The organism is Streptomyces sp. NPDC052020, from assembly GCF_040680575.1.
GTDB lineage: Bacteria > Actinomycetota > Actinomycetes > Streptomycetales > Streptomycetaceae > Streptomyces.
On the sequence record NZ_JBFAWY010000017.1, the window covers coordinates 139,376 to 161,245 of the forward strand.

The 21,870-nt window shown below is 74.5% G+C and carries 14 protein-coding genes and 1 pseudogene; 9 read left to right on the plus strand and 6 right to left on the minus strand.

What is annotated here, in order from left to right; genetic code table 11:
* Nucleotides 1–343 precede the first annotated feature (343 nt).
* Together AB0L74_RS19665 and AB0L74_RS19670 are read left to right on the plus strand one after the other, a co-directional pair.
* Nucleotides 344–1,558, plus strand: a complete 1,215-nt coding sequence (locus AB0L74_RS19665) for an acyltransferase (protein WP_365653461.1) — start codon at nucleotides 344–346, stop codon at nucleotides 1,556–1,558.
* A gap of 863 nt (nucleotides 1,559–2,421) precedes the next feature.
* Nucleotides 2,422–4,737, plus strand: coding sequence for a beta-L-arabinofuranosidase domain-containing protein (locus AB0L74_RS19670; RefSeq protein WP_365653465.1), 2,316 nt, complete (start codon nucleotides 2,422–2,424; stop codon nucleotides 4,735–4,737).
* 118 nt (nucleotides 4,738–4,855) lie between these two features.
* Here the strand turns inward: AB0L74_RS19670 and AB0L74_RS19675 are convergent, their stop codons facing one another.
* Complete coding sequence (locus AB0L74_RS19675; protein WP_365653468.1) at nucleotides 4,856–6,361, minus strand: SulP family inorganic anion transporter; 1,506 nt, start codon at nucleotides 6,359–6,361, stop codon at nucleotides 4,856–4,858.
* Between the two features lie 403 nt (nucleotides 6,362–6,764).
* Between AB0L74_RS19675 and AB0L74_RS19680 the strand changes: the two genes are divergently transcribed.
* Nucleotides 6,765–7,178 carry a MerR family transcriptional regulator gene (locus AB0L74_RS19680; protein ID WP_365653471.1) on the plus strand — a complete coding sequence of 138 codons (414 nt, stop codon included), beginning with the start codon at nucleotides 6,765–6,767 and terminating at the stop codon, nucleotides 7,176–7,178.
* Nucleotides 7,179–7,307: 129 nt separating this feature from the next.
* Here AB0L74_RS19680 and asnB read toward each other — a convergent pair whose 3' ends face one another.
* Nucleotides 7,308–9,167: an asparagine synthase (glutamine-hydrolyzing) gene (gene asnB, locus AB0L74_RS19685; RefSeq protein WP_365653475.1), complete on the minus strand. Its 1,860-nt coding sequence runs from the start codon at nucleotides 9,165–9,167 to the stop codon at nucleotides 7,308–7,310.
* 159 nt (nucleotides 9,168–9,326) lie between these two features.
* Between asnB and AB0L74_RS19690 the strand changes: the two genes are divergently transcribed.
* The 4 genes from AB0L74_RS19690 (at nucleotide 9,327) to AB0L74_RS19705 (ending at nucleotide 14,040) form a co-directional block, all read left to right on the plus strand.
* On the plus strand, nucleotides 9,327–10,004 hold the full coding sequence (locus AB0L74_RS19690) for a GNAT family N-acetyltransferase (RefSeq protein WP_365653478.1): 678 nt from the start codon (nucleotides 9,327–9,329) through the stop codon (nucleotides 10,002–10,004).
* Complete coding sequence (locus tag AB0L74_RS19695; RefSeq protein ID WP_365653481.1) at nucleotides 10,001–10,999, plus strand: NAD-dependent epimerase/dehydratase family protein; 999 nt, start codon at nucleotides 10,001–10,003, stop codon at nucleotides 10,997–10,999. The genes AB0L74_RS19690 and AB0L74_RS19695 overlap by 4 nt, the downstream gene beginning before the upstream one ends.
* A 66-nt stretch (nucleotides 11,000–11,065) precedes the next feature.
* Nucleotides 11,066–12,343 carry an AMP-binding protein gene (locus tag AB0L74_RS19700; protein ID WP_365653484.1) on the plus strand — a complete coding sequence of 426 codons (1,278 nt, stop codon included), beginning with the start codon at nucleotides 11,066–11,068 and terminating at the stop codon, nucleotides 12,341–12,343.
* 419 nt (nucleotides 12,344–12,762) lie between these two features.
* Nucleotides 12,763–14,040: a cytochrome P450 gene (locus AB0L74_RS19705; protein WP_365653487.1), complete on the plus strand. Its 1,278-nt coding sequence runs from the start codon at nucleotides 12,763–12,765 to the stop codon at nucleotides 14,038–14,040.
* A gap of 229 nt (nucleotides 14,041–14,269) precedes the next feature.
* Here the strand turns inward: AB0L74_RS19705 and AB0L74_RS19710 are convergent, their stop codons facing one another.
* The gene (locus AB0L74_RS19710) at nucleotides 14,270–14,932 is read right to left on the minus strand and encodes an isoprenylcysteine carboxylmethyltransferase family protein (RefSeq protein ID WP_365653490.1); all 663 of its coding nucleotides are present in this window, start codon (nucleotides 14,930–14,932) and stop codon (nucleotides 14,270–14,272) included.
* A gap of 244 nt (nucleotides 14,933–15,176) precedes the next feature.
* Here AB0L74_RS19710 and AB0L74_RS19715 point away from each other — a divergent pair, with 244 nt between their 5' ends.
* Nucleotides 15,177–15,524 carry a hypothetical protein gene (locus AB0L74_RS19715; protein ID WP_365653493.1) on the plus strand — a complete coding sequence of 116 codons (348 nt, stop codon included), beginning with the start codon at nucleotides 15,177–15,179 and terminating at the stop codon, nucleotides 15,522–15,524.
* Nucleotides 15,525–15,629: 105 nt separating this feature from the next.
* Here AB0L74_RS19715 and AB0L74_RS19720 read toward each other — a convergent pair whose 3' ends face one another.
* The 3 genes from AB0L74_RS19720 to AB0L74_RS19730 form a co-directional block, all read right to left on the minus strand.
* The gene (locus AB0L74_RS19720) at nucleotides 15,630–16,775 is read right to left on the minus strand and encodes a homoserine O-acetyltransferase (RefSeq protein WP_365653496.1); all 1,146 of its coding nucleotides are present in this window, start codon (nucleotides 16,773–16,775) and stop codon (nucleotides 15,630–15,632) included.
* The gene (locus tag AB0L74_RS19725) at nucleotides 16,776–18,137 is read right to left on the minus strand and encodes a bifunctional o-acetylhomoserine/o-acetylserine sulfhydrylase (RefSeq protein WP_365653499.1); all 1,362 of its coding nucleotides are present in this window, start codon (nucleotides 18,135–18,137) and stop codon (nucleotides 16,776–16,778) included.
* A 166-nt stretch (nucleotides 18,138–18,303) separates the two neighbouring features.
* The gene (locus AB0L74_RS19730; RefSeq protein WP_365653502.1) at nucleotides 18,304–21,159 is read right to left on the minus strand and encodes a BTAD domain-containing putative transcriptional regulator; all 2,856 of its coding nucleotides are present in this window, start codon (nucleotides 21,157–21,159) and stop codon (nucleotides 18,304–18,306) included.
* Between the two features lie 374 nt (nucleotides 21,160–21,533).
* On the opposite strand from AB0L74_RS19730, the pseudogene AB0L74_RS19735 reads away from it, so the two are divergent.
* Nucleotides 21,534–21,638: pseudogene (locus tag AB0L74_RS19735) on the plus strand (phosphotransferase); the annotation flags it as partial.
* Nucleotides 21,639–21,870: the final 232 nt, after the last annotated feature.

Here is a 21,870-nt window from a genome sequence, read left to right on the forward strand (position 1 = left end):
GGCAAAGGGTCCTTCCTCCTACGGATGTTCTACGCCTCTGTGACGCAACTCCAAAATTCCTCAAGCGTTCTCACGTTGTCCGGCTGGTCCGCAGCCGGGCCGAAGGCGGGGAGGCTCGGGTTGACGGCGCTGGCAGTCGTACGAGACGTGAGTGAGCACCGGGCGCTCAGCCCGGCGGAGGAGCCGGAGCAGCGGGGACGGCGCCGTCCACCGGGACGCCGGGCACGCCCGGTTCGGCCGGCCGCTGCGAGACGGACGTGAAGCCGGCTGACGCGGAGGCCCGCAGCCGCTCCGTGGCCGGCCCCCGCCGCACCCGCTACCGGCTCCGCACCCCCGCCGTCCCGTGACCGGCTCGCGACGGAAGCCCGGCCCCGGCGAGGGGACGGCACCGCCGGATGCGCCGACCACCGCGCCCCGCGCCCTCCCCGCCCTCACCGGGCTCCGCTTCCCCTGCGCCCTCGCCGTGTTCCTGTCCCACCTCGCCTACCTGGGCGACCTGTACCAAGACCGGCGGGCCGAGCTGGCCACCGCGGGCCTGGCGCTGCTCGGCCCCATGGGCGTGTGCTGCTTCTTCATCATCAGCGGCTTCGTACTGACGTGGTCCGCCCGCCCGCAGGACACCGCCTCGCGCTTCTGGCTGCGGCGAGCCGCGCGGATCTACCCCGCCCACATCGCGGTGTGGTGCGCCATGACCGCCTGGATCGCGGCCGCCGCCGTCAGCGTGCCTGCCAGCCCACAAGGACCGGGCGTCCACTGGGCGCCCGCCGTGGCGAACCTGTTCCTGCTGCACACATGGGTGCCTCACGGCACCTACCTCGTCGGCGTCAACACCGTCACCTGGTCACTGGCCACCGAGGTCTTCTTCTACCTGCTGTTCCCGTGGCTGCTGCCGCGGGTGGCGCGGATCCGCCCCACCCGGCTGTGGGCCGCCGCCGGAGCCTGCGTCGCCTCCGCGTGGCTCATTCCCGCCGGCTCCCTCCTGCTCCAGGGAGCCCCCATCGTTCAGGAAGGCGAGGCCCCGCCCCTGGAACAGATGTGGCTCTTCTACTTTCTCCCCCCGGCCCGGCTCCCCGAGTTCGTGCTGGGCATGATCCTCGCCCGGCTGGTACGGCAGGGGAACGGGGTGCCCCTCGGCCCGGCCGTCTGGGGGGCCGCTCTGCCCGTCTCCCTCGTCCTCGGGGCGGCCGTCCTGCCGGCACCGTTCCTCGGGGCCGCCGTGCCCATGGTCCCCGCGGCCGCCCTGGTGATGGCCACCGCACGCGCCGACATCACCGCACGGCGCTGCGTACTCCGCGCCCCCCGGCTCGTCTTCCTCGGCGAGGCCTCCTACGCCTTCTACCTCGTGCACTGGCCACTGATCTTCAGCGCCCACTGGCTGCTGGGGACCCCGCAGTGGCCCGCCTACCGGGTCTTGGGCCTCGTCCTGCTGCTGTTCGGCCTGGCCGTCGCGGTCGCCGCGCTCCTCCACGTGGGCCTGGAACAGCCCGTGGTACGCCGCCTCGCCGGCGGCCGCGCAGGACACCGGCGCACACCGTCCGCTCGACGCTCCCCCGGCTGAAAGGGCGTGCTGACGCTCCACGTCCTGATCAAATAACCGGAGAGTGCTTCTGACCCGCAAGCATGGGACGTGTCCGGGATCTTGTTGGCCGCACGGAAAGAAGCACTCTCCGGTCGCTCGACACCTACGGGAAATTCCACACCCGCCGCGAAACGAACGGCTCTACCCCACCCCTGACCAGGCCGCGTACTGACTGACCGCCAGGGAGGGCGTTCCGCGTTCCGCGTCGTCCGGCCGGGGCGCGGAAGCAGCCGCTCACCGGCGGCCGGAACACGCCTCGCGCCCAGGGTGAACGACGGCGGCATTGACGGCCGTTACCCGTCCCATTATGGTCTCGGCGTTTCCTGCGAACGTCGTTCGAAATCACGAACCAACGAAGGGTCCGTTCCAGACCGCCATCGGCGAACGGCTCGGCGGGGCGGCGTCAGGTACACCGCCCGTGCGCTCGGCCCCTCCCCGGCACGAGGAGATGTTCATGCGTATCCGTACACCGTTCACGCCCTCGGCGCAGCGGGCCCGCCGCGCCGGCCGCCGCCCCGGTGCCTCCCGCCCCCACGGATGAGCGGCCGACGACGCCGCGCCGGAGCGGCGCGGGCGCGGTACCGCCGCCTTCCGGCGGCAGCGGGCCCGGGTCACGTCGGCGTCCGGCCCCCCGAGCCGGCGCGGCGGCGGGCCCGCCGCCGCGCCGCCCTCCCGTCCCGCGGCCACCCGCCGCGCCGCACGATGACCGCCTTCACCCCTAACGGCGGCGCGCTCCCGCACGTCTGCCACCAGCCGCGGCCCGGCGCCCGCCGGGCCGGCGAGCCGTACGCCGCCGACCGGTCCCCCCTCCCCGTCCGCACCGCCGACCCGAAAGGCGCACCATGTCCTCCAACGTCAGCAGGCGACGGTTGCTCCAGATCGCCGGAGTCGCCGCCGCCGCCTCCGCCGCCGGGCCCCTCTCCGGCAGCCCCGCCGCCCGGGCGGCCTCCCTCCCCCCGGTCCGCGGCGACATCGGGACCAAAGCGCTGCCCTTCGACCTCGGACAGGTCCGGCTGACCGCGAGCCGGTGGCTGGACAACCAGAACCGCACCGCGGCCTACCTCCGGTACGTCGACGCCGACCGGCTGCTGTACAACTTCCGCGCCAATCACCGCCTGTCCACCAAGGGCGCGGCCCCCACCGGCGGCTGGGAGGCCCCCGACTTCCCCTTCCGCAGCCATGTCCAAGGCCACTTCCTCACCGCCTGGGCGCAGCTGTACGCCGTGACGGGCGACACGGCAGTCCGTGACAAGGCCCTGTACACGGTCGCGGAGCTGGCCAAGTGCCAGGCCAACAACGGCGCCGCGGGCTTCGGCGCCGGATACCTCTGCGGCTACCCCGAGTCCGACTTCTCGGCGCTGGAGGCCCGTACGCTGAAGAACGGCAACGTCCCGTACTACACCATCCACAAGACGATGACCGGTCTGCTGGACGTGTGGCGGCACCTCGGCAGCACCCAGGCCCGCGACGTGCTGCTCGCCCTGGCGGGCTGGGTCGACACCCGCACCGGCCGGCTGAGCACCGCGCAGATGCAGGCCATGCTGGGCACCGAGTTCGGGGGCATGAACGCCGTCCTGAGCGACCTGTACCAGCAGACCGGTGACACGCGGTGGCTCACCGCCGCCCGGCGCTTCGACCACGCCGCGGTGTTCGACCCCCTGGCGGCGAACCGGGACGCGCTGGCCGGACTGCACGCCAACACCCAGGTACCGAAGTGGATCGGCGCGATCCGCACGTACAAGGCCACCGGCGAGACGCGTTACCGGGACATCGCCACCAACGCCTGGAACATGTGCGTCACCGCGCACACCTACGCCATCGGCGGCAACAGCCAGGCCGAGCACTTCCGCGCTCCCAACGCCATCGCCGCCCACCTGACCAACGACACCTGCGAGAGCTGCAACACCGTCAACATGCTCACGCTCACCCGGGAGCTGTTCACGCTGACGCCGGACCGGGCCGCGCTCTTCGACTACTACGAACAAGCCTGGCTCAACCACATCATCGGCAACCAGAACCCGGCCGATCCGCACGGGCACGTCACCTACTTCACCCCGCTCAGGCCCGGCGCCCGGCGTGGTGTGGGCCCGGCGTGGGGCGGCGGTACCTGGAGCACCGACTACACCACCTTCTGGTGCTGCCAGGGCACGGGGGTGGAGATACACACCCGGCTGATGGACTCCGTGTACTTCCACTCCGGCACCACGCTGACGGTCAACATGTTCGTGCCCTCGGTGCTCACCTGGACGCAGCGCGGCATCACCGTCACCCAGACCACCACGTACCCGGCCGGCGACACCACCACCCTGCGGGTCACCGGCGAGGCCGGCGGGAACTGGGCGATGCGCATCCGTATCCCCGGATGGACGACGGGGGCCGTCGTCAGCGTCAACGGCACCGTGCAGCAGATCGCCGCGAACCCCGGCAGCTACGCGACGCTGGACCGCGCCTGGACCTCCGGTGACACCGTCACGGTCCGGTTGCCCATGCGGACCGCGGTGCGGCCCGCCAACGACAACCCCGGCGTCGGCGCGGTCACCTACGGCCCGGTCGTGCTGTCCGGCGACTACGGCGACACCGCCCTGACCGCCCTCCCGGCCCTGGACGTGTCCTCGATCAAGCGGACCAGCGCCACGGCACTCGCCTTCACCGCCACCGCCAACGGCGCCCCTGTGCGCCTCGGCCCCTTCCACGACGCGCAGGGCCACAACTACACCGTCTACTGGAACACCAGCGGTGTCAGCACGGTCCACCTCGTCAACGCGGCCAGCGGTCTCGTGCTGGGCATCGACAGGATGTCGACCGCCGACGGCGCCCGGGCCCTCCAATGGGACGACAACGGCACCGCCGACCACAACTGGGAGATGCTCCCCGACGGGGACGCCTTCCGGTTCCGCAACGTCCACAGCGGCAAGGTGCTCGGCGTGCTGGACATGTCCGCGGCCGACGGCGCCCCCGTCCTCCAGTGGTCCGACAACGGCACCGCCGACCACCGGTGGCTCCTGCTCGACCAGGGCGACGGCACGTACAAGATCCGCAATGCGCACAGCGGCAAGCTGCTCGGCGTGGAGAACGGCTCCGCCGCCGTCGGCGCCTTCGCCGTCCAGGACTCGGACAACGGCACGGCCGACAACCGCTGGCGGGTCGTGCGCGCCTGACGGGGCCGTCCGAGGCTGGAAGGACGGACCGCGATCGACCGCTCCGCGCGGCTCACCCGACGCCAGGACCCGGGCCCCACCGCCGGGGTCCTGGCGCTGTGATCGCGCGGCGCGGAGGTCAGTGGCTGCCGGCGAGTTCGCCGGTGAGCTTGGCGTGGAGGTCGGCACTCGGGTCGTTCAGGCCGGTGATCTCTACGGTCTTGCCGCGCTGCTCGTACTTCGTCTCGATCGCGTCGAGGGCGGCCACGGAGGATGCGTCCCAGATATGGGCGGCGGACAGGTCGATGACGACCCTCTCCGGGTCGCCCGCGTAGTCGAACTGGCCGACGAGGTCGTTGGAGGAGGCGAAGAACAGCTCGCCGGTGACCCGGTAGACGACCGTGCCGCCGTCGGGGCCGGTGACGGCGGTGACGTGGGCGAGGCGGGCGACGCGCTTGGCGAAGATGACCATGGCGGTGAGGGAGCCGACGACGACTCCGATGGCGAGGTTGTGGGTGGCGACCACCGCGGTCACGGTGATGGCCATGACGGCGATCTCACCGGCGGGCATCCGCCGAAGGGTCCTGGGCGCGACGGAGTGCCAGTCGAAGGTCGCGAAGGACACCATGACCATGACGGCGACCAGGGCGGCCATGGGGATGTCGGAGACGACCGGCCCGCAGACGACGCACAGCGCCATCAGGAAGCAGCCGGCGAGGAAGGTCGACAAGCGAGTGCGGGCGCCGGAGACCTTCACGTTGATCATCGTCTGGCCGATCATGGCGCAGCCGCCCATACCGCCGAAGAAGCCGGTGACGATGTTGGCCAGGCCCTGGCCGATGGACTCGCGGGTCTTGGAGGAGTGGGTGTCGGTGATGTCGTCGACCAGCTTGGCGGTCATCAGGGACTCCATCAGGCCGACCAGTGCCATCGCGAAGGCGTACGGGGCGATCGTCGTCAGTGTGTCGAGGGTGAACGGCACGTCCGGCAGGCCGGGAACGGGCAGGGAGGACGGCAGGGCGCCCTTGTCGCCCACGGTCGGCACCGCGACGCCGGCCGCGACCGTGATGAGGGTGAGGATGACGATCGAGACGAGCGGGGCCGGGACCGCCCTGGTGACCCTCGGGAAGAAGACCATCAGCACCAGGCCGCCGATGACCAGCGGGTACACCGCCCAGGGCACGTCGTGCATCTCGGGCACCTGGGCCATGAAGATCAGGATGGCGAGCGCGTTGACGAAGCCGACCATCACCGAGCGCGGCACGAACCGCATCAGCTTCGCCACCCCCAGCGCGCCCAGGATCACCTGGACGACGCCGGCGAGGATGACGGCGGCGATCAGGTAGTCCAGGCCGTACTCACGGTTCAGGGGGGCGATCACGAGGGCGACGGCGCCGGTGGCGGCGGAGATCATCGCCCGGCGGCCGCCGACGAGGGAGAGGACCACGGCCATCGTGAACGAGGTGAACAGGCCGACCGCCGGCTCGACCCCGGCGATGATCGAGAACGAGATCGCCTCCGGGATCAGCGCGAGGGCGACGACCAGGCCGGCGAGGACCTCGGTGCGCCAGACCTTCGGGTCGCTCAGCCAGTCGGGCTTGAGGCCACGCGGCCGCGCGGCGGGAGTCACAGCAGCAGAAGACAAGGAGATGCGTACCTGTCGAGCTCGGGCACAACCCCACGGGCAGGCCGGGGCGTGCGGGAAGGACGCGCGGGGGCCGGGCCGGCACCCCGCGAACGGCCCGCGGAGCGGGCCGGAAGTCGAAAGGGGGGACGCGAGGCGGGCCTGGCGCGGGCGCGCGGCCGGGCGGCTCACCTCCGGGGGCGAAGGGTCACGGCGGGCAGGCGGCGGCGATCGGCGTCATGGGCTCGCGCACGCTCTCTCCCGCAAGAATCGCATCTTCGCCGGGGGCTCCATCGGCCCCGGAACGGCGGTGGCGGGGCAGCCGGGCCGCCCCACCTTCGAAAACTCTACCCTAACGTTAGGGTAGAGGCCGGTGGGGCCGCACGGGACGCGGCCCGCTGCACGGAAGGGCCAGGAGAACGGCGTGGACGGCAAGCACATGCGGATCGGCGAGGTCGCCGCGCGGACGGAGCTGTCCCTGCGCACCATCCGGCACTACGAGGAAACCGGCCTGGTCATCCCCTCCGCCCGGTCCCAGGGCGGGTTCCGTCTCTACACCGAGACCGACGTCGCCCGGCTCATGGTGATCCGCCGGATGAAGCCACTGGGCTTCACCCTGGAGCAGATGCGCGACCTGCTGGACGCCACCGACCGCCTGGACAGCGGCGACGCGCTCGACGACGGCGAGCGCGAGGCCCTGCTGGAGCGCGTACGGACCTACCGGCAGGCCGCCGCCGAGCAGGTGGAGAAGCTGCGGGTCCAACTGGAGCGCGCCGAGGACTTCGCCGCCACCCTGGGCGCCCGCCTGGAGCAGGACGCCCCGGCCGCCCGCGTCTAGGACCACGGCGTCACCTCCGGCCGGTGCCGCCTCGTCCTGCCCGGGCCACGTGGGCCGGGCACGGCAGGGCCTGACCGGCTCGCGACCGCGCGGTTGGGCGGCGGGCCGGCGGCCGTCCGGGGTGCCGGTTCAGATGCCAAGCTCGACGTGGTACGTGCGCAGCCAGGCGTCGAGGGCGAGGATCGTCTCGGCGTTGGGGCGGGCCCGTGGGGCCGGTGTGGCGGGGTCGGCCAGCCGGCGCGCCGCCGCCAGGTCCAGCAGGGGGCGGACGGGCGCGGCCGGGTCGTCCAGGGTGCGGGTGAGGTCCGCCAGCAGCGCCCGGGTGTAGCCCGGGTCCTGGACAGCGGGGTAGGGGCACTTGGCGCGGTCGGCGACGGCGGCGGGGAGCAGGTCGCGCACGGCGGCACGCAGCAGGCTCTTCTCCCGGCCGTCGGAGGTCTTCATGGCCCAGGGGGTGCCGTAGACGTACTCGACGAGCCGGTGGTCGCAGAAGGGCACGCGGATCTCCAAGCCCGCGGCCATGCCGAGCCGGTCGGCGCGGTCGAGCATCGCCTGGGCGCGGCGGGTCAGCTCCAGGTGGGTGATCTCGCGCATGCGCCGTTCCCCGGGGGTGGTGGGGCGGTCGGGGTGGGAGACGGCGGCGAGGGCTTCGCGGTAGCGGTCGTGCTGGTAACCACGCAGGTCGAGGGCGGTACGCAGACCCGGGTCGAGCAGGGCGGGGTCGAGCAGGGCGCCGTTGCGGCCGTCGGGGCCGCGGGCGGTGGTCCAGGGGAAGGCGGGGGCGGCGACGGTGCGGGGGTCGTGGAAGCTGCGGTAGCCGCCGAACAGTTCGTCGGCGCAGTCGCCGGTGAGGGCGACGGGGCAGTGCGCTCTGACCTCCCGGCACAGCAGGAGCAGGGAGGTGTTGGTGTCGCCCTTCGATGTGGGCAGGTCACGGGCGCGCAGGACGGCGTGCCGGTGGCCGGGGTCCGTCAGGGTGGCCGGGTGCAGCACGACATCGGTGTGACGGCAGCCGGTATGCGCGGCGAGGGCGTGGACGTAGGGGCCGTCCGGGGTCGGGCGCAGTTGGTCGGGGCGGTGGTCGCCGCTGTGGCCGGGGAAGTCGACGGCGAACGAGCGCAGGGGGCCGCGGCCCCGGTCGCGCAGGACCCGGGTGGCCAGGGCGGTGACGGCGCTGGAGTCCAGGCCGCCGGAGAGCAGGGTGCACACCGGGACGTCCGCGTCGAGCTGCCGGGCCACGATGTCCTCCAGGAGGGTGCGGACGGTGGCGACGGTGGCGGGCAGGTCGTCGGTGTGCTCCCGTGCTCGCAGGGCCCAGTAGCGGTGTTCGGTGACGCCTTGGCGGCGCACCCGCACGGTGTGGCCGGGGCGGACCTGGCGCAGGCCCGCGTAGATGCCGTGCCCCGGGGTGAGGGTGGCGGCCAGCAGTTCGCGCAGCCCGTCGGTGTCGACGACGGGGCGCATCCGCGGGTGGGCGAGTACCGCCTTCGGCTCGGAGCCGAAGACCACGCCGCCGCCGGTGGGCCGGTAGTAGAGGGGCTTGACGCCCATGCGGTCACGGACCAGCAGCAACTGCTCGGTGCGCGTGTCCCACAGGGCGATGGCGTACATGCCGTTGAGGCGGGTGGTGAAGTCCTCTCCCCAGGTGAGGTAGGCGCGCAGGACGACCTCGGTGTCGCTGGTGGTCCGGAACCGGTGCCCGCGGTGTTCCAGTTCGGCGCGCAGCTCGCGGTGGTTGTGGATCTCGCCGCTGTGGGCGACGACCGCCGGCGGCCGGCCGCCGTGGGAGACGGTCATGGGCTGTCCGCCCCCCTCGATGCCGACGACGGCCAGGCGGCGGTGGCCGAGGGCGGCGTGAGGGCCGACCCACAGGCCGGCGCCGTCCGGCCCGCGGCAGCGCAGGGTGGCGGTCATCGCCGCGGCGGTCTTCCGTTCGCGGTGGCCGGTCAGGTCCGCGTCGTAGGCGATCCATCCGGCGATTCCGCACATGCGCGCACCTCTCGTGTGGGCCCGGGCCACGGTCCCCGGGGCAGCCGGTCCGGCGCCGGGGCGTTCTGCCAGCGGGGAACGCGAGATATGACGAATGTAATGAATCCTGATTAAAGGGTAAATTCTGGGGGTGTTGTGTCGCAGGAGGAGGTGACGTCCGTGCCCGCACGCGCACCGCGGCCCGTCGTCCTGACCGGCCCCCACGTCCGGCTCGAGCCCCTCAGCCGGGACCACCTGGAGGGCCTGTTCGCCACCTGCGGCGGCGACGAGGAGGTATGGCGCTGGCTGATCGCGCCCACCCCGCGCACCCCAGGGGAACTGGCGGCGTTGGTCGAACCGCTGCTGGCGCAGATGCGCGACGGCGAGCGGGTCCAGTTCGCGGTGCGGGACCGCGGCACCGACCGGGCCATCGGCATCGCCGGCTACCGCGCCTTCGACGTCCGCCACGAGCGGATCAAACTCAGCTGGCTGGTGATCGCCCGCCCGTACTGGCGCACCGCGGCCGCCTGCGGGACCCTCGCCCTCCAGCTGGCGCACGCCTTCGAGGATCTGGGGATGCGCAGGGTCTTCTGGCACACCGATCACCGCAACCACCGGGCCAGGGGCTTTTTCGACAGCGTCGGAGCCCACTGCGAGGGCACCCACCGCCGGGACATCCGCCTGCCGGACGGCACCTTCCGCGACAGCGACTACTACTCCGTCCTGCGGGAGGAGTGGCCCGAGGTCAAGGCGCGCCTGACGGCCCGTGCGGCCCGTGCGGCCGCCGGGCCGGCGCCCGGCGGCGGCGAGCCCGGCGACGGTGCCCGCCGCGGCGGGCCGCCCCGGCGGCCGTCGTGAGGCTGCTGGTGCTCGGGGGCACCCGGTTCGTGGGGCGGGCGGCGGCCGAGGAGGCGCTGGCCCGCGGCTGGCGGGTGACGGTGTTCCACCGCGGCCGCGGCACGCCGCCGCGGGGAGCCGCCCGGCTGCGCGGCGACCGGCTGGCCGGCGGCGGGCTCGCGGGCCTGGAGCGAGGCGAGTGGGACGCCGTCGTCGACACCTGGGCGGGCCCGCCGCGGGCGGTGCGGGACACGGCCCGGCTGCTGGCGGACCGGGCGGGGACCTATCTCTACGTCTCCAGCCGCTTCGTCTACGCCTGGCCGGTGACCGCGCGGGGTCCGGAGCCGATCGGCGGTTGTCCGGACGACGGCGAGACGGACTATCCGCGGGCCAAACGCGGGGGTGAACTGGCCGCGGCCGACGCCTTCGGCGAGCGGGCCGTGCTGGTGCGCGCGGGGCTGATCCTCGGGCCCGGTGAGGATGTCGGTCGGCTGCCGTGGTGGCTGCTCAGGACCGCCCGGGGCGGCTCCGTGCTCGCGCCCGGCCCGCCGGGGCTGCCGCTGCGGTACGTCGACGCCCGCGACCTGGCGCAGTGGATGCTCGGCGCGGCGGAGCGCGGGCTCGGCGGCGCGTACGACGTGATGTGCCCGGCCGGGCACGCCACCATGGGCGGTCTGCTGGAGGCGTGCCTCCACGTCACCGGTTCCCGGGGCGAGTTGTGCTGGCTGCCGCCGCGGGCGGTGCTGGCCGCGGGCATCGAGCCGTGGACCGAGCTGCCGATATGGCTGCCGCCCGGTGAGGCACACGACTACCTGCACCGCGGCGACGTCTCCGCGGCGGTCGCCGCCGGGCTGCGCTGCCGCCCCGTGGCCGACACCGTCGCGGACACCTGGCAGTGGCTGCGGGCGCGCGGCGAACGGCTGCCGGAGGGCGCGGCGGTGGGGCTGGCCCCGGACAGGGAGGCCGCGTGTCTGCGGGCGCACCGTGAACGGGCCGCGCCGCGCCCGTGGTCCTGACCGCCGTCCGGGGGCGACGGCGGGCTCCGGGGTGCGAGCGGGACCGGGTCCGGCGACAGTGAGCTCATGTCCGACACCTCCTCCGCGTGCCCGCCGGCCGGCACCGTCCTGGGGGACCTGACGATGGCGCAGCTGCGCGCGACCGTGTGCTGGGCGGCCGGCAGCCGGGAACTCGCGCCGGTGTGCGAGCGGTGGCTGCGCAGCGCCGGGGACGGCGTGCGGGAGGGCGCCCGCCGGGTCCGTCCCGGCGACCTGGCCGCGCTGCCGCAGATGACCCGGGAGCAGGCCATGGAGGCGGCCCGTCACCGGCTGCGCGGCCGCCCCGGCCACTACCTCGTCAGCAGCGGCACCACCGGGGTGCGCGCGGTGCGGGCGCTGACCGGCCGGGACGCTTTCACCCCCGGCTCCCTGGGCGACTGGCGGCCGCTGCGGCCGGGCGACGTCCTGCTGAACTGCCTGCCCGCGGGCGGTGCGTACCTGCACACCGAGCGTCTGGCCGACCTGTGCGGCGTCCACACCGTCACCGCGCCCACCGACCTCACGGCGCTGGCCCGCATCGCCGGGGAGCTGCGCGAGATCGGGGTGAACGCCGTAGCCGGCCTGCCGCACACGCTCGCCGTCCTCGCCGAGGACCTCCTCGCCCACGGCAACCCGCTCCCCCTGCGCACGGTCCTGTGGACCGGGGAGCACCTGTCCCCGGGCTGCCGGGCGGCGCTGCGGGAGCTGAACCCGCGCGTGGAGCTGTGGGGCACCTATTCCGCCTCCGAGACCGGCGCCGTGGCCGCCGCCTTTCCCGGCTGCCCGCCCGGCGTGCTGCACCTGTGGCCCGGCCAGGTGCTGGAGCTGTCCGCCCGCGGCTGCCTGCTGACCCGCGCCGCCGCCCCCGGGGCCGCCCGCCCGCTGCTGCGCACGGCCCTGGACGACCGGCTGGCGGCAGCCCGCTGCACCTGCTCGCGCGTCTGGCCGGCGGTGCGGGTGCTGGGGCGCGCCGGGCACACCGTCCGGCTGCGCGGGGCGGAACTGCCGGTGGACGGCCTGAGGCTGGCCGCCGCCGACTCCGCGGAGGTGACCGGTGCCCAGCTCCTGGCCGTCCCGGCCGACCCCGCCCGTCCCCACGGCCCGCTGTCGCGTCTGGGCCTGCGGGTGCAGCCCCGGCCTGGCGGGGCCGCGGGCCCGGGCGGCGCCGAGGCCAGGGCCGCCGCCCGGGTGCTGGCCCGCCATCCCCGGCTGCGGGCCGTCGCCGCGCGGCACCCCGACGCGTTCTTCGCCGAGGCCGCGCCGCTGGCCCTGCTGAGCTACGGCAAGGTGCGCCCCGTCGTCGTGGTCGCCGGAGCGGCGGGCTGACGGCGCGGCGGGTCTCGGGGTGGTTCACCCGTTCGGCCCAATCCGCCACCGGCCCGGTCCGCGGCAGCGGCACCGACGACCCGCGGTGCCGCCCCGCCGCACGTCCGCCCGGAGCAGGGCGCGGCGGTCACAGCGGGTGCGGGAGGCCATCCCGTTGGACACCGTGGAGGTGTTCCACACCCACCCGAATGCCGGGAGGAAGCCATGAAGGCACCCGACCATCGCACCGCGCAGCCGCGCGAGACACTGCCGACGTGGGAGTACGCCGCGGAGAACCTCCCCCCGCGCCGCCCCGCGCCACCCCCGCGGACCCAGCCGGCGGCAGCCGGGGAATCCCTGCCCACGTGGGAGTACGCGGCTGAGAACCTCCCGCCGCGCCGCCCGGCGGCACCGCGGGCGTCCGCGGCAGGTGCACGCCGGTGAGCCACACGCCACCGGTCCGCGCGGCCGGACCGGGCCAGGAGCCCGGCCCAGCCGCGCTGCTGCGCGCCCCGGCCACCCGGCCACTGCCCGCCTGCTGGTGGTACGACCCCCGCACCCTCGTCGTCGCGGACGCGGACGCGGCCGTGCGCGCCCTGTGCGCCGACGACGACACCGGTGCCCGCTCCGAGGCCTTCCGCCGCCCGCCCGGCTGGGACGGCGGCCGGCAGACCGCCCTGCCCGGCCGCACCGCGCGCCTGTCCTGGACGCAGCCGGCCTTCACCGCCGCCGCGGTCCGCGCCCAGGCCCCCGCCCTGCTGTCGGCCGCCGACGCCTGCCTGGACCGCACCCCTCCCCCGGCCAGCGACTGGGACGTGCTGCCCACCGTCCTGGAGACGACCGCGCACCTGGCGGCCGTCCTGTGCCTGGGCGGCGACGCCGCGCTCGTCCACGGCCTGGACGCGCCCCTGCGCGCCGCCACCCCCGCGGTCGTCCGCGGCGCCGGACAGCCCTGCCAGGACGGCGCCCACGACCGGTTCGAGCGGGCGGCGGCCGCCGTCGACGACCGCCTGCGTGCCGCGCTGCGCCGCCGCCGCGCCGCCGCCCCGGCCGCCGCGGGCCACGACCTGCTCTCCGTGCTCCTGGCCGAGCCCGCCGCCGACGACGAGGCGGTGCTGACCGTGCTGTTCAGCCGCCTGTTCAGCGCCCAGACCGCCCCCGGCCTGCTCACCGCCTGGCTGCTGCACCTGCTGGCCACCCACCCCGCCGAACAGCGGCGCCTGCGCGCCGAGGCCCGCCGCGTCCTCGGTCCGTCCGGGACCCCGCCGGCCGTCGACCCGGCACAGCTGACCGCCACCCAGCACGCCCTGCGCGAAGCGCTGCGCCTCTACCCGCCGTCGTGGCTGCTGGGCCGCACCCTCCGCCGTCCCGTCCGCCTCGCGGACCACGATCTCGCCCCGGGCACCGAGATCCGCGTCGCCACTTACCTCATCCACCGTGATCCCGCCCACCACCCCCGCCCCGACGCCTTCGTTCCCGGCCGCTGGGCGACCCCGCGGCCCGGCCTGCACCGCGGCGCCTACCTGCCGTTCGGCATCGGCGACCGATACTGCCGCGGCGCGTCCTGGGTCACCGCCATCGCCGCCCTGACCACCGCCGCGCTGCTGCGCCGCCACCACCTGCGGCCCACCCCCGGCGGACGCGTCACCCCGCACTTCAGCGCCCATCTGGAACCGGCCGGGCTCCGCCTGGACCCACACCCCGCACCGCCCGGGTGACGCCGGGACCCCGGCGCGGGAAGTGGGGCACCCACCCCCGCCACGGACCCCGGTCGCCCGGGCCACGCGGCCGGCCCTCATGCGGCGGCAGCGTGCGCACCGCCCGATGCAGTGCGCGGGCGGATTCGAGCCATGCCGCCTGAGTCCCGCGTCCACCCGGGCCTGGCCGGCGTGTTCGCCGCCCGGCCCGACACCCCGTCCGGCCTCCGGCCGGGGCCCGGCCCGGTGGCTACCAGACACCGGGGATGAGACGCGCGGTGCCGGAGGCGTAGTCGGCGTAGTCGGAGCCCAGGGCGGAGGTAAGCACGGTGTCTTCGGCATGGATGCGGTGGAGCATTCCGGCCAGGGTGCAGCACACGAGGACGAGGTGGGCAGGGGGGTGGTCCAGGCAGAACCCGGCGCAGGCGGCCATGAGCAGGGCTCCGGCGTAGGAGGGATGCCGCAGGTGGCGGTAGGGACCGGTGCGGACCACCGGCTGGCCGGGGCGGACATCGACGGTGCTGCGGAAGTGCTCGCCCAGGGTGGCCACCGCCCAGTGGCGCAGCGCCATTCCGGCCCAGATGCCGGGCAGGGCGATCAGCGTGTTGGTCGCGCGGTCCCCGGTCATGCGTGCGGAGGGAGCCCAGCGCAGCAGGGCCGCCGCGCCGGCTTCGCCGAGGGTGACGGCGGTGAGCAGGACGCAGGTGCTGCGTCGGTCCGCGGCGAGCGGCTGTGGCGGGCGGCGGCGGTCCCGGCGCCGCTGGCGCAGAGCCCACTTGGCTTCGAGTCCGTACTCCAGCGCCGCCGTAGCGCCCGCCAGGGTCCAGGCAAGGGTGGCTTTGGACCCGCCAGACGCCGGCCCCGGCGTGGATTCCCGGCGGGTGGGGTGGGAGATGAGCGAGGTACAAGGCATGGGGATGGTGTTCCCTTCCGTCCTTTCCGGGCCTGGCGAGGCTTCCCCCGATGGTGTCAAGCGGCGCCGTTTCAGCGCGGGACGGTGACGGCCATCCGCGGCAGGTGCGGGTCTTTCGGTCTTCGCACCCCGCGGCCGTGTGGGAACAGTACGCGTCGGCCTCCGGCGGGGCGGGACGGGCGTTCAGCGGGCGGTCGCCGCGCCGCGCGGGCGCGTTCCGGGCCGGGGGCCTACCGTGGTCGCAGTGGCACCGGCGAGCCGCACGGCCGTAGCGGAGGAGAACGCGATGGAGGAGCACTTCGTCTGGGTGACGACCCGCCGCATCCAGCCGGGCACCCTGGAGGACGTCGAGCGGGCGTGGCGGCCCGCGACCCGGCCGCAGGGGATGCGCCGCGCCTTCGCGTACTGGTCGGAAGACGGAGACGAGATCACCGGGGTGTCGTTCTGGGACTCCAAGGAGGCGTGCGACTCCTGGCGGGCGTCCGAGCCCGAGCTCCGGCGGCGTGCCGCCATGGCCCCGTACGTCGTAGCGGAGCTGGAAGATTTCTATCGAGGCCGCGAACTCGGCATCCCCGGCGGCACACCGGACTGAGCGGGCCGCGGCACGCCCGCCGGCCGCTGCGTGGAGCCGGCCGGAACGGCGAGGACGCCCGCCGGGGCAGCGGGTGCGCCGGCTCGCCGCGCGGGCGTGCCGGTCTCAGTCCAGCAGCTCGTGGACGAGCGCTGCCACCTGTTCGGCCTCGATGAGGAACCCGTCGTGCCCGTACGGCGACTCCACCGTCCTGAGCCCGTCGGCGCCCGGGATCAGCGCGGCCAGTTCCGCCTGCTGGGCCGGCGGGTAGAGGCGGTCGGAGTCCACCCCGGCGACCAGCGTGGGCGCGGTCACCCGCCGCAGGGCGGCCCGCACACCGCCGCGGTCCCGGCCCACGTCGTGGGCGTTCATCGCCTCGGTCAGGACGACGTAACTCGCCGCGTCGAAACGCCGCACCAGCTTGGCCGCGTGATGGTCGAGATAGGACTGCACCTGGTAGCGGCCGCCTCGCCAGGGGTCCTCCGCCTCCTGCGGCAGACGGCCGAAGCGGACCTGGAGTTCCGGCTCACTGCGGTAGGTGACATGGGCCAGCCGGCGGGCGAGCCCCAGTCCCAGGTGCGGCCCGCGGCCGGTGTCGTGGTAGTCGCCGCCCTGCCAGTACGGGTCCGCGCGGATGGCCCGCACCTGGATGTGCGCCCACGCGATCTGTTCCGCGCTCGCCGCCGCCGCCGTCGCCAGGAGCAGCAGCGCGCCCGTCCGCGCCGGGTACGACACCGCCCACTCCACGGCCCGCATCCCGCCCATCGAGCCCCCGACGACCAACGCCCACCGGTCGATGCCCAGCGCGTCCGCGAGACCGGCCTCCGCGGCCACCTGGTCGCGCGGGGTCAGGAACGGGAACGCCCCGCCCCATGACCGTCCGCCGCCGGGACGCCGGGAGGCCGGCCCCGTGCTGCCCTGGCAGCCGCCGAGCACGTTCGGTACGACGACGAACCAGCGGTCGGTGTCCAGCGCCCGGCCCGGACCGATCAGGGCGTCCCACCAGCCGGGCGTCGGGTGCCCGGGCCCGGCCGGGCCGGCGGCGTGGCTGTCCCCGGTGAGCGCGTGCAGCAGCAGGACGGCGTTGGAGCGGTCCGGCGCGAGCGACCCCCAGGTCTCGAACGCGAGCCGTACACGCGGTAGTTCGCCGCCCGCCTCCAACGGCAGTGGTTTCTCCGCGTCGTACCACCGGCGCCGGCCGGGCGGGTCCCCCTCCCGCCAGGCCCCGGTGGGCGGCGGCAGGGGGACCTCGGTAGCGGCGACGGCGTGCATCTACGCGCCCTTGGCCGCGCGGAAACCTGCCTCCAGGTCCGCCTTCAGGTCGGCCAGGGACTCGATGCCCACCGACAGGCGCACCAGCCCCGGCGCGGTGCCGGTCGCCGCCAGCTGGTCCTGGTCCAGCTGGCTGTGCGTGGTGGACGCGGGATGGATGATCAGGCTGCGTACGTCACCGATGTTGGCGAGGTGGCTGAACAGCTCCACGCCGTCCACGAACCGCTGGCCCGCCTCGATGCCGCCGCGCAGCTCGAAGGAGACGACCGCGCCGGCGCCGCGCGGCAGGTAGCGTTGCCCGGCCTCGTACCACCTGCTGGACGGCAGGCCCGGATAGTGCACGACGGCTACCTCGTCGCGCTGCTCCAGCCATTCCGCGAGCACCTGGGCGTTGGCCGTGTGCCGCTCGATCCGCAGGCTCAGCGTCTCCACACCCTGGAGGAGCAGGAACGCGGAGTGCGGGGAGAGCGCCGGGCCGAGATCGCGCAGCAACTGCACCCGCAGCTTGACCGCGTAGGCACCGGGGCCGAGCGCGGGCCAGTACCGCAGGCCGTGGTAGCTCGGGTCCGGCTCGGTGAAGTCCGGGAACCTGTCGGCGTGCGCGCCGAAGTCGAACGTGCCGCCGTCCACGACCACGCCCGCGATGGCGGTGCCGTGGCCGCCGAGGAACTTCGTGGCGGAGTGCACGACGATGTCCGCGCCGTGCTCGAGAGGGCGGAGCAGATACGGGGTCGGCACCGTGTTGTCCACGATCAGCGGAACGCCCGCCGCGTGCGCCACGTCGGCCACCGCCCGCACGTCGAGCACGTTGCCGCGCGGGTTGCCCAGCGACTCCGCGAACAGCGCCTTGGTGTTCGGCCGGATCGCCGCCCGCCACGCCTGCGCGTCGTCCGGGTCGTCCACGAAGGACACCTCGATGCCGAACCGGGGCAGCGTGTGGCGGAACAGGTTGTAGGTGCCGCCGTAGAGAGAGGCGCTGGAGACGATGTGGTCGCCGGCGCCGGCCAGGGTGAGGATGGCCAGGGTCTCCGCCGCCTGCCCGGAGGACAGTGCCACGGCGGCCACACCGCCCTCCAGGGCCGCGAGCCGCTGCTCGAGGACATCCTGGGTGGGGTTGTGGATCCGGGTGTAGATGTTGCCGGGCTCGGCGAGCGCGAACAGGTCGGCGGCGTGCCGGGTGTCGCGGAACACGAACGACGTGGTCTGGTAGATCGGCGTGGCCCGGGCACCGGTGACCGGGTCGGCCACGGCACCGGCGTGGACCTGCTTGGTCTCGAAGGACCACGCCGATGTGTCGGGACCGGCGGACGGCTCCTCGGGGGTGCGGGGGGCGGTGACGGAGTCGGTGGGCTGGCTGCTCATGGTGCTCCTCGTGAGGGAGAGCGGCGCTGAGTTGCGATGAGGTAAGCACGGCCCGCCACCCGGGAACAGGGCGATGCGGACCGCGCAACGAGGACTTCACAAACGACATCCGGGCGCAACGGCCGTCCGTGCCCGGCCCGGCCCGGCGGGCCTTGTGCGGCCGGGCTCACCGCCGGACCGCCCGGCCCGGCTTCGACGGCCCGGCGGATCCGGCTGCCAGGACCGCGCCGAGCAGGGCGCGGGCCTGTTCCACGCAGGTGGCGGGAACCTGAATCTCCTGGTAGATGACGAGGGCCTGCTCCAGGACGTCTCTGGCGGCGTGGTGATCGCCGATCGCGTGCCGGGACCGCCCGAGGTGGACGAGGGTTTCGGCCTCGTTGTAGCGGTGCCCCAGGTCTTGGTGGATGAGCAGGGCCCGGCGGTGGCAGCCGAGCGCGCTGTGGTGATCGTCGGCACGCTGGTAGGCGTATCCGAGGGTGTCCAGTGTGGCGGCCTCGCCGCGGCGGTCACCCAGTTCCGTTTGGATGGACAGTGCCCGGTGGCAGTGGTCCACGGCCGCCGGGTAGTCGCCTTGCCGGGCGAGATCCCAGGCCACCGCGTTGAGAGCGCGTGCCAGCCCGGCCGGGTGGGCCGCGGAGGCGAACAGGTCGAGGGCCTGCCGGTCGTGCCGCAGCGCCGCGTCCGGGTCGCCTTCGCGTTCGCGGAGCCAGCCCAGCGCCAGATGGGTGTGGGCCTGTGACACGGCGTCGCCGTGCTCGGCCGCGAGGGTGAGGGCCTGGGTGAGATGGGAGCGTGCCGCCGGGTGGTCGCCCGCCTCGGTGCGTTCCCAGGCCAGCGCGCGGTGGGACTCCGCCAGGGCGGCCGGATTCTCCGTCCGGGCCGCGGCGGCGAGGGCGGTGTGGTGGATCGCGGCGACATCGCTCCAGCGACCGCAGCGCGTCAGGAACGTGGTCAGTGCCCAGGCCAGCTGCCAGGCGTGGGTGTCGTGTCCGGTGCGCGCGGCGCGGTGGACCGAGGGGATGAGCCCGGATTGCTCCAGGGTGAACCATGCCATGGCCTGGTCGTGGGACGTGAGGGGCTGGGGATGTACGCCCGCCGCGGGAGACGGGGGGTGGACGGGGTCGCGATGGGGCAGCAGCAGCCGGTCGGCGGCGATCGCCGTGTGCAGGTAGTGGTCCAGCACCCGGGTGAGTGCCGCCCGGCCCTCATGGCCGTCCGTGGCGCGGTCCAGTTCGATGGCGTAGACGCGCAGGAGGTCGTGATAGCCGTACCGGCCCGGAGCGCGCTCCTGCACGAGGTGGGCGGCCCGCAGCCGGCGCAGGGCGGCACGGAGCCGGCCAGGAGGGAGAGCCGTGAGGTCGGCGGCGGCGGGCAGCGCGATGTCGGGGCCGGGGGCGTGGGCGAGTTGCCGGAACACCCGGGCGGCTTCCTGGTCGAGGGCCCGGTAGGAGGAGGCGAAGACGGTCCGTACGTCCCTGCCGCTCTCGCCGGTCTCCAGCGCGTCCAGCCGGTGGGCCGCCTCGTGCAGTTCTGCCGCCAGGGCCTGGAGCGTGAGGGCGGGGTCCGTGGAGATCCGGGCGGACAGGACGCTGAGGGCCAGCGGCAGCCCGCCGCAGTAGTCCACCAGCGCGGTGACCGCGCCGGGGTCGGCGGCGATGCGCGCCCGGCCCGAGAGGAGCGCCAGCAGTTCGCGTGCCGTCGGGTGGTCGAAGGCGCCCACGGTGATGTGTACGGGCTGATGGGAGGCGACGAGGCCGGTCAGCTGTTGGCGGCTGGTGATCACCACCGCGCAGGTGGGGCTGCCGGGGAGCAGAGGCAGGACCTGATCGGTGTCGCGGGCGTTGTCCAGCACGATGAGCATGCGTTTGTCCGCCACGAGACTGCGGTAGAGCGCTGCCTGTGTGTCGGGGTCGGCCGGGATGTCCGTGGAACCGACTCCGAGCGTGTCGAGGAATCCCCTGATCGCCCGCGAGGGGGCGAGGGGTTCCGACGAGGGGGCGAAGCCCCGCAGGTCGACGAAGAGCTGACCGTCGGGGAACTGCTGCCGGTGCCGGTGGGCCCAGTGCAGGGCCAGCCACGTCTTGCCGGTGCCCCCGGCACCGCAGATGACCGCGGCCGGCCTCGCGGCGTGCTCCTGCCGCCGCGTGGCGAGCAGCCGGTCCAGGCGGGTCAGTTCAGTGGTGCGCCCGACCAGCCAGGCGGGCGCGGCCGGGAGCTGGCGCGGGACGGGGCGGGCGACCGGCTTGGCCACAGCGGGTGCCGGCGCCCTGCGGGGAGGGGCCAGCGCGCCGTCGTTGGTCAGGACCTGCTGGTGGAGCGTGCGTAACTGCGGCCCGGGGTCGGCGCCCAGCTCCCGCCCCAGCCGCTGCCGGACCTCCTCGTACGCGGTCAGCGCCTCGGCGGTGTGCCCGCTGCGATACAGCGCCAGCATGTACTGCCCGACCAGACGTTCGTCGAGGGGGTGCTCGTCCACCGCCCGGGACAGCTCGGCCAGCAGCTCTCCGTGGCGGCCGGTCCCCAGCAGGGCGTCATTGCGGTCCAGTGCGGCGGCGTGGCGTTCGCGCAGCAGGCTGTCCCGCAGCGCGCTGAACCACGGTGTGTCACCGGCCTGGAGCGGCTGCCCCTGCCACAGGCTGAACGCCTGCTCGAACAGCGCGGCGGCGGGGGCGGCTTCATCGGCGGCGCGGGCCCGCTCGACGAGGAGGCGGAAACGGTGCAGGTCCACGGCGTCGTGGTCGGTGACCAGCGCGTATCCGCCGGAACGCCGCACGATGAGGGTCTCCGGCCGCGCGGGGGCCAGCGCGCCCCGTAACCGGGACAGGTAGCTGTAGAGCGTCCCCTTCGCGCGCTGCGGTGGCCGTTCTCCCCACACCCGTCCGACGAGTTGGTCCACCGACACATGACGAGGCGCCTCGGCGAGCAGCACGGCCAGCACCAGGCGCTGCTGCGGAGGCCCCAGGTCCATGGCCGTGCCGTCCGCGTAGGCGGCTATGTCACCGAGCAGCCGGAATTCGATCGCCACCCTGTGCCTCCCCCCGGTTCGACGGCTCACCCTGCCGCAGTCACTCCCCTCGGCCAATTCGAGATTGCGCCAAGGTTTCACCAGCACCGGTACCGGCACCGGTACCGGCAGGGTGATCGGCGTCGTCCCCCGCGACCCCGGAACCTCGGGACCGGGGTGTCCGTGGCGATCCGCGATGCGAGCCCGGCTGCGGCCTTCGCTGCTGCCCATGGATGTCCGGTGCCCGGCCCGCTGTCTGGCGGGCCACAGGTTGTACGGCTCACCGGACCGCGTGCGCCCCGGTGGCGGCTGGCTGGATTTCCGTGGCCATATCCGCCTGCCCCCCGCCGGGCGGCAGCCGGAATCCGACGGGCCGTGGACGCGCGTACGGCCGCCGGAAGGCAGCGCCGGACGGCACGTGCGCCCCGCAGCGAGCCCTCTGCGCCATCCACGACGGCGACGAAGAAGAACTCGCGGACAGCCTGGCCGGCTACCGCTGAGACACAGTGCCGGGTGCAAGGCCTCGTACTGGACGTACTCGGGCTTGTGCCCGGTGCGGCGAGTGGGTGCCCCCTGCTCGAAGAGCTCGGGGACGCGCCGGGCGTCGCGACGCGGCAAACGTTGCCTGACGCGGGCACTAGTAGTGCTTGGTCATGTTGGTATGGGTTCTGGCATGTCGCGGTGACAGGTGGGGCAGGCGCCGGTCCAGACCGCGAGGAGTAGTTGTAGTTC

Excerpts from the sequence above, each read along its gene's own strand:
- AB0L74_RS19725 (WP_365653499.1), bottom strand. The coding sequence starts at position 18,137 with ATGAGCAGCCAGCCCACCGACTCCGTCACCGCCCCCCGCACCCCCGAG.
- AB0L74_RS19710 (WP_365653490.1), bottom strand. The coding sequence starts at position 14,932 with ATGCCTTGTACCTCGCTCATCTCCCACCCCACCCGCCGGGAATCCACG.
- AB0L74_RS19720 (WP_365653496.1), bottom strand. The coding sequence starts at position 16,775 with ATGCACGCCGTCGCCGCTACCGAGGTCCCCCTGCCGCCGCCCACCGGG.
- AB0L74_RS19670 (WP_365653465.1), top strand. The coding sequence starts at position 2,422 with ATGTCCTCCAACGTCAGCAGGCGACGGTTGCTCCAGATCGCCGGAGTC.
- AB0L74_RS19700 (WP_365653484.1), top strand. The coding sequence starts at position 11,066 with ATGTCCGACACCTCCTCCGCGTGCCCGCCGGCCGGCACCGTCCTGGGG.
- asnB (WP_365653475.1), bottom strand. The coding sequence starts at position 9,167 with ATGTGCGGAATCGCCGGATGGATCGCCTACGACGCGGACCTGACCGGC.